Origin of the sequence: Sulfurimonas sp. (assembly GCF_018698455.1) — a bacterium.
Classification (GTDB): Bacteria; Campylobacterota; Campylobacteria; order Campylobacterales; family Sulfurimonadaceae; genus Sulfurimonas.
In genome coordinates this window covers 52583-65502 of sequence record NZ_JABIOQ010000056.1, presented here as the reverse complement: position 1 = coordinate 65502, position 12920 = coordinate 52583, and the positions used below count along the sequence as shown (strand labels likewise).

The following is a 12920-nucleotide window of genomic DNA, read 5'->3' as shown; positions in this document are numbered from 1 at the left end:
CTAGGTATTAAGGAGTATTGTGAGCTCGGAAGCTTTATTAGCATCCATTTTTGTAAGAATTTTACCTACAACTTTTGGTTTAAGGGACTGTAATATCTTCACAGCATCTTCAGCTTTCATTTTAGAGAGTATCCCTGAAGCTGCTGCTGGCTTCATTTTTGAAAATGTTTCAGCAATTTTAGTCATTTTTATATTCTTTAGTTCTCTAAGTACTTCCTCGTTCCTCTTCAGCATTTTTTTTATGCTTACTACTTTTTGAACAATTTTTTCAAGTTTAATATTCACTTCTTCTTCTTTTATTGAGAGCATGTCGCCTTTTTGTTTCAATAATTCTTCTGTTGCAATTTTAAGTGCATCTAAAGCCTGTTTTTGTTCATCAATTCGTTCAAGCTCAACTAAAAGTTCGCTCTTTCGCTCTTGAAATATTTCTGTACATTCAAAAAGTCTATCGCTTGTCTGGAGTGCAAAAAGTGAAATAGTATATATAGACAGTAGTATAATTTTTTTCATGTAAGGGTTCCTCTATTTTTTTTCTTAGCATAAGTCATTAGTGCCACTTCATCCAAATCTTTCGCTTCTTGTATTTTAATTTTCTTAAGCACTTTTTTGACCTCTTCAAGTTCTAAGTAGTTAAACTTTTCAAACTCGATCATATCAACTTTTAACTGCTCTTTTGCTTCTCTAATCTCGTTCTTCGCAAATCCTACCCATTCTTGATTATGTTTTATCATTGCTCTTTGAGCATCAAGAAGTGTTCTTGCTGATAAAAATTCAATGATTTGACCTGTTTGTGGGGCAGAAATAGTATTGAGTTCATTAAAAGATATTTCTAGTGCTTTAGTAGCACTATTGAGATTTGCATTTGCAGATTGAAGAACTCGTTCACTCTTTTGCATTGTATTTTTTTTAACACTCACAAGAGGGCTGTATCGAGTCTTCATCAAGTATTCCTTAAAGGATTATAGTGTCATCTCTTTCAGGTGATGTAGATATTATACCAACTTTAGTTTTACTAATCTCTTCGATAGTCTTAACAAAGTCTTGTGCATCTTTAGGAAGAGCATCAAAAGTTCTTGCACCAACAGAGTTATTCCACCCTTTAAAAGTTTTATAAATCGGTGTTACTTCATCAAGGTTTGATGGCATATAGTCAATAGTCTCACCATTAAGCTCATAAGCTATACAAAGTTTAACTTCATCAAAACCATCAAGAACATCTAGTTTCATTAAAGCTAATTCATCACAGCCATTTAGTCTCGCCGCATGACGAGTAGCAACTGCATCAAACCAACCACATCTTCTTGCACGTCCTGTAGTTGTTCCAAACTCATTCCCTTGTTCACCTAGACGTTTTCCATCTTCACCAAAATCTTCAGATGGGAATGGTCCATTACCAACACGAGTACAGTAAGCTTTCACAATTCCTATAACTTTTCCAATATCTTTAGGATTAATTCCAAGACCTGTACAAGCACCAGCAGAAACTGTCGCTGAAGAAGTCACATAAGGGTAAGTTCCATGATCAATATCTAAAAGAGTTCCTTGAGCACCTTCGAGTAGAATACGCTTATTATCATCTATTGCTTTCCATACTAACTGTGTAGTGTCTGTTATGAAAGAGCCAAGTTTTTCTTTATAGCCTTCTAACTCAGTAAGAAGTTCTGACTCTTTTGGTGTAGCAATTTCATAAATATCAAAAATTTGTCTATTTTGCTCAAAATACTCAATAATAGAAGCTGTAAGTTTCTTAGGATTTAAAAGCTCACCAACACGAAAACCAGTACGATTAATCTTGTCTGCATAAGCAGGCCCTATTCCCTTACCAGTTGTACCAATAGCTTTATCACCTTTAAGGCGTTCTTTCGCTTGGTCAATAAGTGCATGATAGTAAAGATTTAAATGTGCTTTATCAGAGATAAAAAGACGACCTTCAAGACCTTCAAACTGTACCATCTCTTTAATGATAGACTCAGGAGAAAGAACTACACCATTTCCAACTACATTTATAGCTTTAGGATTTAGTACACCTGATGGAACAAGATGAAGTGCAAACTTAACACCATCTACCCAAATAGTATGTCCCGCGTTATGACCACCTTGAGAACGACAAACCATATCATACTCACAAGCAAGTCTATCAACTATCTTACCTTTACCCTCATCACCCCATTGAATACCAACGATTAAATCTGCTTTACGACTCGGCATTTAGTGCCTCCCTGCATTGAACTTTAGTTCTCATCATATTTTCCTCTTTATTCTTAATAATTATTTTGTTATTTCTTCACAAACTGCGTCTGTGTATATTGCGAAACCTACTGATGTAAGATTCTCATTTTTATATCTTCCGCCACGTGCAAAAACTTCATTTCCTGATATACAACGAAAGAAAAGCTCATCATAGTAAAGCATCTTAGCATAGTACATTGGTGCTAAAACAGTATTTTCACAAGATGTCTCCGAACACAAATCTTTCATTTTTCTGAGTTCTACTTTAATCTTATTTGGTGCAATAGATATAATTGCATCAATTTGCTCTACATACTGAAGATAAACAAGTTTAGTAAGCCACTCAACATCAAGTCTAATAAACTTATCTATATTGATATGTTTAAAATCTTCAATACTTAGTTCATCAAACATCTCTACTAGAAGTTCAGGAATTTTAATATTTGATATTTGAATAAGTGGTTTTACGTCTAGTTTAGTAAAAATGCTTGTTGCGATACTTAATGCACTTGAGAGTTTTTTCTCACCCATTAATTCTACACCAACTTGATACTGTTCAGTTGTTGGATATGTAACAATTGGCTGAATATAAAACCATTTTTTATGCTCAGTGTTTGTACCTAAACGCTTCTCTATAATACGGACAACATCTATAGTAGAGTCTGCTCTTAGAGAAAGGGAATTATTTTGTGTATCATTAATGCGGATAAGTTTCTTTTCATCAGCGATACTGAGATGCTGGTGATATGAGAACATAGGAGTAACTATCTCCTCGAAACAATTCTCATATAAAATTTCACTTGCTACATTTTCTATGCGGCGTTTTACCTTAGCTGACTCACCAAAGTAAAGTTTTGAGCCATTAGGTATTTCATGCTCAAGTATCATTTATTTACCTATTCCAAAAGTTATCTCGTTAAAGATTTTGTTTGCAGTTCCATCGTAAGGACGACGACCAAGTTTTGCAAGACTTAACTCCACTGCGTTTACAACCCAAGCCATCTCATAGTGTGAAATAAGGCCCATCTGGTTTATACGGAAAATCTTGCCTTTTAAGTGGTCTTGTCCACCTGCTACATTCACATCAAAGTCTGTTTTTAAAAGTGCTCTAATTTCTGCTGCATTTTCATCATCTATAGTTGTCATAGACTTTGCAGGAGTTTGAGGATATACATGTAAACCTATAGCCTTTAAAGCCGATTGTACAGCATTTGCTCTAACTGCAGTATCAGCATATAATTTCTCTATACCACCATCAGCCTCTATACTTTTAAGAACTTCTAAAAGTCCTATTGTTAAAGTTGTTGCTGCAGTCCAAGCCGTTGTATTCTGACGTTGTTTCTTAATCTCTGTAGATAAGTTCAGGTAGTAACCTTTACCACTTCCTATCGTTTCAATCGCCGCATTTGATAAACCCAGAATTGATAAACCAGGAGGGAGCATAAGCGCTTTTTGACTTCCTGCAATAAGAACATCGATGTTTGTAACATCAATAGCTTCAACACCGACAGCAGTAATACCATCAGCAATAATCATAATCTTAGGGTTTATAGCCTTTACAGCTTTTGCTATTTCTTCTACTGGATGTCGAAGTCCACCAGCTGATTCGCTGATTTGAATAGCTATCGCATCTATATTTGTATTTTCTTTGAGTGCATTCACTATGGCTTCTACAGATACAGGAGTGTTCCATTCATTTTTTATCTCTACATTTTTAAGTCCGTGAGCAGTAGCAATTTTGCCAAAACGCTCACCAAACTTTCCAGAGTTAACACTTAGAAGTGTGTTTTTACAAAGATTTATTACCGCAGACTCCATTGCACCCGTGCCTGATGAAGCTATCACAACTACTTCATCTGTTTTAAAAAGATTAAAAAGGTGTTTACGAGTTTTTTCAAATATCGCTTCAAACTCAGGAGTACGATGATGCATAGTCTCATCGCTCATGGCATTACGAACATTTTGTGAAACAGGAGTTGGTCCGGGTGTAAAAAGTAACATATAAAAATTCCTACTAAGATAAAATAAAACCACGTATTATATCGAAATAAGTTTAAACTTTAGAAGAGTGCTTTATTTTACTTCATTCTAGTGATTTTAAACCTTCTATTATTTCTTATGCTATAATACTGTCATATATCTTAATAAGGATTTTAATGGATATTTTCGACTCTCTGAGTTTAGGAATCATCGAAGGATTTACTGAATTTCTCCCTATTTCTTCCACTGGTCATCTCATTGTCGCAAGTCATTTTTTAGGTATAGAACAGACTAATGTTACAAAAGCCTATGAGGTCATTATACAGTTCTCCGCTATCTTAGCTGTCATGTTTAACTATAAAGATAAATTTACTCCAAAACACATAAGTCTTTGGTATAAAGTTTTTCTTGCCTTTATCCCAATCGGAGCAGTAGGCTTTGTTTTTTCTCATCAAATTAAAGAACTCTTTAGTATTAACATTGTTGCTATTATGTTCATTGTTGGAGGTATTGTTTTTTTAATTGTTGAAAAGTTTTTCATCAAAGAAGAAAAAGTACTTGTTCATGATGTAGAACAAGTTACTTTTAAACAGGCAAGTTTTATCGGTTTAGCACAAGTTTTAGCACTTATACCCGGAACAAGTCGGGCAGGCTCTACTATTATAGGGGCCCTGCTTGTTGGTATGAGTAGAAAAGCAAGTGCTGAGTTTAGCTTTTTACTTGCTCTTCCTGTCATGTCAGCTGTGACGGCTTATGATGTTTTAAAGCATTATCATGAGTTTACATCTGAGAATTTACTAACATTAGGGATAGGGTTTATAGTATCATTTATTGTTGCATTTATAACGATAAAACTCTTCTTAAAATTTTTAGATAACTTTACTTTTCTCGCGTTTGGCATCTATAGAATTATATTTGGGATTACTCTACTTTTACTCTTTAATTAATATTTGGAATAATTATTGCTTTTATTTTAATAATCTTAAATGTTAAAGGAGATATCGTGCAGACAATGATCCGATATAACGCCCACTTGCATATTTTTTTACTCAACTTAGAAAAAAAAATTTATAAGTTGAGTGTTAAGGTATTATAGAGTATTTATAATTTTTAGTGCTAGCCCTAATGCTTTAGAACGATGAGACAATGTTTTTTTAATCTCATCGTCTAATTCACCTAATGTTTTTTCATACCCAAGAGGTATAAACATCGGGTCGTATCCAAAACCACCCTCGCCTCTTGTTTCACAGATTGCCGTTCCATACATCCAACCGTGAACAGTTTTTTCAACATCTTTTGTCACTATGGCTATCGCAGCCGTGTAATGTGCACCTGACTCTGTTGCACCCTTTGCTTTTATATCTTCTATAAGTTTATAGAGATTATCTTTGTCACATGCATCTTCACCCGCATGCCTAGCACTGTATATACCAGGTGCACCATCTAAAACATCTATGCTGATACCACTGTCATCAGCAATAACGACCATGTTTTTATTACCTATGGCATTAAAAACAGCCCTAGCTTTAAGAAGTGCATTATCTTTAAATGTATGTGCATCTTCTACGATTTCAAACTCTTCTATAAGTTCTGAGTAAGATATAACCTCATGTTCTGTACAAAGGGCCTTAATCTCACGTAATTTTCCTTTATTAGATGTAGCTAAAACTAATTTCAATTGTTTGTCCTTATAGTATATTGTAATAATGTTTCGTTATAATCCCATAATTATACTATAAAGGCTCTTTAGATGTTTAAAAAAGTACTTCCCCTATCCTCTATTATTTTCCTGAGATTTTTAGGACTATTTTTAGTTTTACCGGTTCTTTCTGTTTATGCCCTTGACCTTCCTGGTGCTACACCATTTCTTGTAGGTATTATTGTTGGTGGCTATGCACTTACTCAAGCTATTTTTCAACTCCCATTTGGAACTATGAGTGATAAAATAGGACGAAAACCTACTATTTTATTTGGTCTTATCATTTTTATCATAGGTTCACTCATGTGTGCTTATTCTACTGATATTTACATGCTTATGGCTGGTCGTTTCCTTCAAGGTGCAGGAGCTATAGGTTCTGTTGCTACAGCAATGGTTTCAGACCTGGTTGAAGAAGAAAAACGTGGTAAAGCAATGGCAATCATGGGTGGCTTCATCGCTATGAGTTTTGCTCTAGCTATGGGTTTAGGTCCTGTTATAGCTTCAAGCTATGGCATAAATGTTATCTTTTTCATTACAACAGGATTAGCTATTTTATCTATAGTTATTCTTTTTACAAAAGTTCCTACTCCTCCAAAGATTAAGCATACATATCACAACGATTCAAGAACACTAGATATTCTAAAAGACAATAATCTTTTAAATATGATAATCATTAATACTTTACAAAAAGGTCTTATGACTATGGCGTTTGTACTTATTCCAATTATATTAACAAAAGAGCAATATGGTTTTAACTGGGAAAAATCAGAATTATGGATGGCTTACCTTCCAGCTATGATAGCAGGTCTTATAGCTATGGGTCCCGCAGCTGTTTTTGGTGAAAAGAAAAATATCCCTAAGCAGATATTTCTTATCTCTATAGTTTTATTTTTAGCATCATTTTTAATAATGGGATACACAACTTCAAGTAAAATATTTGTAATTGGGGTTGTATTGTTTTTCATTGGTTTTAACATGATGGAACCACTTGTTCAGTCAATGATTAGTAAGTTCGCTCGTGTGCACCAAAAAGGTGCAGCACTTGGAATTTCAAACTCTTCAGCATACTTCGCAACTTTCCTAGGTGGTACATTTGCTGGTATTTATCTGGACTTTAGTGACAGAGAAATGCTAACTGCTAGTGTTTCAGTTGTAATCGTTTTATGGCTTATATGGACAGTGTTAAAACTTCAAAATCCAGTAAGGCACTCTCACCTATACATCGATAATGATAGTGTTGATTTCGATAAACTAAATGCTCTTGAGCATGAACATATCGCAGAGTGGTATATCAATGAAACAGAAAATCTTGTAGTTATCAAGTATGTAACTGCAGAAATAGAAGAAGATGATTTAAAAGCGAAAGTCTCTAGGTAGAGGCTCTCTTATCTTATTCTATCTCCACTTCGCATCATATTCCATTTGTGTGGCCGACATTAAAAATGCTTTTATACCCTTTTTACTTAGCACTTGATTACACATATTTATATTGTTAACAATCAAAAATTTAAAAGTCGGACCTTTCAAAGTCATTATTCCATCTGCTAAAATAAATCCTTCATTTCCCTCTATATTAGTTTCAAGATCAAAAGTTATAAAATTACTTTTTTCATTTTATTTTGTCAAACTCGCTTAAAGAGGCTACTGAAGCATCTCGAAAACCATCTCCACGATTTATATAAAGAAAAAAATCATTCTTGTATAGGGCAAGTCTGGTTGCAGGTGCAATAGAGTGTCTGTATTAATTCGAATGACAACTATCCTGACATAGGGGGCTAAGCCTCTCCTACGATGAACAGCTTAGTTTAATGTTTTTTGATTCCATCGGTGCTGACTTACTAAGGTGGTCTAAGTTTGGGTGTTCCTCGCAAGGTGAGAGGGAAACTTTAAGTAGGTCTTGAACCATTGAGTAATCCCCTTTATCCGCTAAAACAATTGATTCTTGAAGTATATGGTTTTTAAGTATGTACTTTGGATTAACCGCTAACATCTTTTCATGGCGTTTACTAGCCTCTTGTGTCTCTTTTTCTAAACGCACTGAGTATTTATCTAACCACTTTTCCATTGAGTCTCGGCTAACACAGATGTCTAAAATATCCGATTTATTTCCATCATAACGCGATAGTTTTCTAAAAAAAAGTGTGTAGTCTATAGTAGCTCTCTCGAGGGATCGTAGAAGCTGGTAAGACAACTCTTTATCACTCTCTTCTTCAGCATAGAGACCCATCTTTGCATTCATTATCTTGTTATACTCTCTTTCATAAGCCGGTCTAAAAACATCATCTAAAATATCTTCAGCAACTTCGTAGTTGACTATAGGAGAAAGTGCAACTGCAAGCCGATCTAAATTCCAGTGAGCTATTGCTGGTTGACTAGAAAAGCGGTACATACCATCTCGATCTGTATGATTACAAATATAGTCTTTTTCATAATCATCTAAAAATGCAAATGGCCCATAATCTATAGTTCGTCCATCAATGCTCATATTATCAGTATTCATAACACCATGGTTAAAACCTACACTTTGCCATTTAGCTATAGTTTTTGCGGTATTGTTTACTATTTCTGCATACATCTTTAGGTACATGCTCTCTTCGTTTTTTAAGTGAGGAAAAGACTCTTCTATGACATAATCAGCTAATTTTTGTAGCTTGGCATGCTCACCAGTGGAGTTAAAATACTCAAAAGTCCCAAAACGCACCCAAGTAGGAGATAAACGCAGTACTATTGCACCTTTTTCCCATCTCTCTCTCGCTACATCTGTGTCACTCCCTATAAGAGCCAAAGCACGAGAAGTCTCTATGCCTAAACCATGCATGGCCTCACTCATCAAGTACTCACGTATTGATGAACGTAAAACTGCACGACCGTCTCCTTGACGAGAGTACTGTGTCAGACCTGCACCTTTTAATTGTAAATTTTGTCCATTTATTTTACCAAGATTTATAGCTCGTCCATCACCTAAACGTCCTGCAAAGTGACCAAACTGATGTCCAGAATAACACATAGCAAAAGTTTCGCTTCCTTCTAGCTTTTGTGAGCCATTAACAATATCTAAAAGTTTTTCATCAAGATTTAAATCTTCATCAACCCCTAAAAGTTTTGCAGCACTTTGTGAAGTAGAAATAACAAAAGGTTTATCTAGTGGTGTTGGGTCAACTCTAGTGTAAAAGACTGGATCATGTTCTAAATAGGGAGAGGTAAGTTTTAGGTTTGAAAATTTCATACTGAGGTTTTATCAAAAGAGATATTAAAGAATGCTAGAATTATTTTTTTAACAAATTTTTAGAGTTTTGATTAAGAAAAATACACTAAACTTCAAGTATGAATAAAAACCTACAAACAGTATTTCACTACCATGAAACTACAAAACACGCACAACAAAGATATGCTCGTTCACTTGGATATATGGACTGGTCAACACAACCTAATCCTTTTAGAGAGTACCAAGGAGCAGAGAAAATTTCTCTGCCTTTAGCATTCGACAATTCAACGCCACCTTATCATTTACTTGATACTGACTTACCATCTGCTCCACTTATGAAAGAGTCAATATCTCAACTTTTACAATACTCAATGGGAATAGCTGCATGGAAAGTCTCTGGAGATAGCTCTTGGGCAGTAAGATGTAATGCATCAAGTGGAAACCTTCATCCAACTGAGACTTATTTAGTTTTACCTCCAGTACTAGAGGAACAAGGTGACAAGACTTCTATCTATCACTATAGTGCTAAAAAACATGCACTTGAGTCTTTAGCTGATATAGAAACAAGCTTTTGGGACACTTTACCAACTGGAAGTTTTGTTATTGGTCTTTCAGGAATCTCTTGGAGGGAAGTTTGGAAGTATGGAGAGAGAGCATTTAGATATGTAAACCTCGATGCTGGTCATGCTTGGCAATCAATTAATGTATCTGCAAAAATGTTAGGCTGGAAACTTACTCGTCTTGATACTATAGGCGATTCAGATATAGAAACTCTTTTTGGCTTAGCTCAATCACAAAGATTTTCTGAAAGAGAAAGAGGCGATATGCTTTTTGTAGTTTCTCCCGAGGAAGTAAGTTCTTCATTAAAAATTGACTCTTTAACTGAAAACATTCCTCTAGTTTATAATTCTATTGCTAACAAACTAAGTCCAAGTATGCAAGAGTGGGAAATAATTCCTACTATTGAAGAAGCAACGGCAACAGAGCCCATAGTGCAAGAAACTACAACTAGGAACATACCTAGCATGAAAACGACTCTAGAATCTAAAGCGGTAATCCTTAGACGTAGAAGTATCCATGTAATGGATCCTGTTCGATCTCTTATAACAAAAGATGAGTTTCATACGCTCCTTTCAGGTGTAGCAGGTTCGCTAGATTCAAAAGAAAACGCAGCACATTTAGTTCTTTTTGTTCACCGTGTTGAAGAGTATGACGCAGGTCTTTACATCTTAGTGAGAAATCCAAAAGATTTAAAAGCCTTGCAAGATCAAATGTTCTCTGTATTTGCTTGGGAAGAAACAGAGTTTGAGAATCTCTATTTACTTGAGAAAAAAGATCTACAACTTGCAAGCAAAACTATAAGCTGTTCACAAGAAATAGCAAGTGATGGAGCTTTCTCTCTTGGAATGCTATGTAACTTCTCAGAGCAAATAAATAAATATGGTGCACATAGATATAAGGAGCTTTACTGGGAGTGTGGAGCAGTAGGCCAACAGCTTTATCTTGATGCTACATCTATGGGTCTGAGTGGAACTGGAATCGGTTGTTTCTTAGATGACATTGTTCATGGTATGCTTGGACTCAAAGATAACAACTTTCAAACACTTTACCACTTTACAATTGGCCGTGGATATGTAGATAGTAGAATACAAACACAGGCAGCTTATGAGGAAGAGAGATGAAAGTAGTTTTGCTCTCTTTTGTCTTTAGTCTCGTATGTTTTGGGGATTATGAAAGAGGCAGTATAGATATGCATGGTGGAGCAGATTCTTATAAGTACGAACAGAAAAATAGTTTTAATAAAAGAGAAATGGGATTTTCAACTTTTTTAGATGCAAATGCATCTAAAAAAACAACGAAAGAAGAAAAGAAAAAAAGTAAGTAATTATTTTATTTTTTCTATTACAGATTCTACTGAGAAACCAAACTTAAGAAAAAGTTGGCTTGCTGGAGCTGATGCACCAAAAGTATCCATAGCAATAACAGTGTCTGCAAGTCTATACCACTCTAAACCACGAGCAGCTTCAATAGCTACAGTTTTTGTACCCTTGACGATGATAGAATCCATATAAGTAGAATCTTGTTCAATGAAAAGATCATAACATGGAACTGAAACAACATTTACAGAAACATTTTGCTCGGCCATTGTATCTCTTACTTTAAGAGCAAGTTCTACTTCAGAACCTGAAGCCATTATAGTTATAGTTGCATTATCACTCTGCGCGACTAAGTAACCACCACGAGATGCCGTACCTGTAACAGCACTTGGAAGAACTGAAAGGTTTTGACGTGAACATACAAATGCTGATGGAGATTTTTTCATAGTAAGTGCTGTTTTCCAAGCTTCTACATTCTCTGCACCATCTGCTGGGCGCCATACATAAAAGTTTGGTAATGCTCTAAACTGTGAAAGGTGTTCTATAGGCTGATGCGTTGGACCATCTTCACCAACACCAATACTATCATGAGTCCAAATATAAAAGTTTTGGATTCCAGTAAGTGCCGCAATACGAGCTGCTGGTTTTAAGTAATCTGAAAATACAAAAAATGTAGCAGAGAAAGGAAGTAGTGGACCATATAAAGCCATCGCGTTGACGATAGATGCCATTGCATGTTCACGAATACCAAAGTATATATTTCGCCCCTTAGGGAAAACACCCATATCGTTTAGGTTTGTTTTGTTTGATGGGCTTAGGTCTGCTGAACCACCTACAAAACTTGGAAGACCACGAGCTATAGCATTCATAATCTTACCATTAGTTGAACGAGTCGCTTCAGCTTTCTCAAAAATAGGATAATTTATACGAGAAAAATCAGGATTTTCTAAACCTGTAAGTGCTTCATTTTGCTCCATAAGTGGAAGAGTTTTTTGAGAGTGAATCCATTCACGTTCTAGTAAATCACCCTCTTCGATTGCACATCTAAATCTAGCCATAACATCTGCGTCAACATGAAAAGTTTTAAGAGGGTCAAATCCAGCATCAGTTTTTGCTTTTGCAATTACCGCGCCACCTAAAGGAGCACCATGAGCATGGTGTGAACCTTCTAACTCTCCAGCACCCTTAGCAATAATAGTATTTGCTATGATAAGAGTTGGTCTCTTGTTCGCTTTAGCAGTTGTAAGTGCTGTGTCAATCTCATCAAAATTATGTCCATCTATTTCTAGAACATCCCACGCTTGAGACTCAAAACGCATACGGATATTTTCACTTATACTTAAGTCAGTAGAACCCTCAATTGTTATACGATTTGAATCATAAATAACAACAAGGTTATCAAGTTTGTTGTGTCCAGCGATAGAGCAAGCTTCATAAGAGAGTCCCTCTTCTAAATCGCCATCACCACATAAACAGTAAACGTTATGGTCAATTAACTCAGCAGTGTCAGAATTAACTTGAGCACCTACAAATTTTGATGCCATTGAAAAACCAACTGCGTTTGCTACACCTTGACCTAATGGACCAGTTGTAATCTCAATACCCGCAGTATGTCCAAACTCTGGATGTCCTGGTGTTTTAGAATCTAGTTGACGGAAATTCTTTAAGTCTTCTAACTCAAGACCGTATCCCCATAAATAATAAAGTGAGTAGATGAGACCTGTTGCATGACCACCAGAAAAAACTAATCTGTCACGATTTAACCATGAAGGATTTTTAGGGTTATGATTTAAGTGCTCGCTTAAAACTGTTGCTATATCTGCAAGACCCATAGGTGCACCAGGATGTCCTGAAGAAGCACGTTCCACCATATCTGCTGCTAAAAATCTAATCGAATCTGCCATCTTTTGACGCATTACATTACTCATTT

12 protein-coding genes are annotated in these 12920 nt (G+C 35.5%); 4 read left to right on the top strand and 8 right to left on the bottom strand.

Annotated features, from left to right (window positions below; genetic code table 11):
- Genes HOG88_RS08020 through HOG88_RS08000 form a run of 5 tightly spaced genes read right to left on the bottom strand, consistent with a single transcriptional unit; the run spans position 1 to position 4230 of the window.
- Complete coding sequence (locus HOG88_RS08020; protein ID WP_295004985.1) at positions 1–510, bottom strand: PDP protein; 510 nt, start codon at positions 508–510, stop codon at positions 1–3.
- On the bottom strand, positions 507–941 hold the full coding sequence (locus HOG88_RS08015) for a flagellar export protein FliJ (RefSeq protein ID WP_295004983.1): 435 nt from the start codon (positions 939–941) through the stop codon (positions 507–509). Before HOG88_RS08015 ends, HOG88_RS08020 begins: the two co-directional genes overlap by 4 nt.
- 10 nt (positions 942–951) lie before the next feature.
- Positions 952–2208: an adenylosuccinate synthase gene (locus HOG88_RS08010; RefSeq protein ID WP_295004981.1), complete on the bottom strand. Its 1257-nt coding sequence runs from the start codon at positions 2206–2208 to the stop codon at positions 952–954.
- A gap of 60 nt (positions 2209–2268) precedes the next feature.
- On the bottom strand, positions 2269–3117 hold the full coding sequence (locus HOG88_RS08005; RefSeq protein ID WP_295004979.1) for an ATP phosphoribosyltransferase regulatory subunit: 849 nt from the start codon (positions 3115–3117) through the stop codon (positions 2269–2271).
- Positions 3118–4230: an alanine--glyoxylate aminotransferase family protein gene (locus tag HOG88_RS08000; protein ID WP_295004977.1), complete on the bottom strand. Its 1113-nt coding sequence runs from the start codon at positions 4228–4230 to the stop codon at positions 3118–3120.
- A gap of 155 nt (positions 4231–4385) precedes the next feature.
- Here HOG88_RS08000 and HOG88_RS07995 point away from each other — a divergent pair, with 155 nt between their 5' ends.
- Positions 4386–5156, top strand: coding sequence for an undecaprenyl-diphosphate phosphatase (locus tag HOG88_RS07995; RefSeq protein ID WP_295004975.1), 771 nt, complete (start codon positions 4386–4388; stop codon positions 5154–5156).
- A 143-nt stretch (positions 5157–5299) separates the two neighbouring features.
- Here HOG88_RS07995 and rdgB read toward each other — a convergent pair whose 3' ends face one another.
- Positions 5300–5887 (bottom strand): RdgB/HAM1 family non-canonical purine NTP pyrophosphatase, encoded by a 588-nt coding sequence (gene rdgB / locus HOG88_RS07990; protein ID WP_295004973.1) that lies wholly within the window; start codon positions 5885–5887, stop codon positions 5300–5302.
- A gap of 72 nt (positions 5888–5959) precedes the next feature.
- Between rdgB and HOG88_RS07985 the strand changes: the two genes are divergently transcribed.
- Positions 5960–7285, top strand: a complete 1326-nt coding sequence (locus tag HOG88_RS07985; protein ID WP_295004971.1) for an MFS transporter — start codon at positions 5960–5962, stop codon at positions 7283–7285.
- A 409-nt stretch (positions 7286–7694) separates the two neighbouring features.
- Here HOG88_RS07985 and HOG88_RS07980 read toward each other — a convergent pair whose 3' ends face one another.
- Positions 7695–9134, bottom strand: a complete 1440-nt coding sequence (locus HOG88_RS07980) for a YdiU family protein (RefSeq protein ID WP_295004969.1) — start codon at positions 9132–9134, stop codon at positions 7695–7697.
- A 98-nt stretch (positions 9135–9232) separates the two neighbouring features.
- Between HOG88_RS07980 and HOG88_RS07975 the strand changes: the two genes are divergently transcribed.
- Both HOG88_RS07975 and HOG88_RS07970 read left to right on the top strand, forming a co-directional pair.
- On the top strand, positions 9233–10795 hold the full coding sequence (locus HOG88_RS07975) for a SagB/ThcOx family dehydrogenase (protein ID WP_295004967.1): 1563 nt from the start codon (positions 9233–9235) through the stop codon (positions 10793–10795).
- Positions 10792–10998, top strand: coding sequence for a hypothetical protein (locus HOG88_RS07970; protein ID WP_295004965.1), 207 nt, complete (start codon positions 10792–10794; stop codon positions 10996–10998). The genes HOG88_RS07975 and HOG88_RS07970 overlap by 4 nt, the downstream gene beginning before the upstream one ends.
- Here the strand turns inward: HOG88_RS07970 and tkt are convergent, their stop codons facing one another.
- Positions 10999–12918, bottom strand: a complete 1920-nt coding sequence (gene tkt / locus HOG88_RS07965; RefSeq protein ID WP_295004963.1) for a transketolase — start codon at positions 12916–12918, stop codon at positions 10999–11001.
- Between the last annotated feature and the right edge of the window lie 2 nt (positions 12919–12920).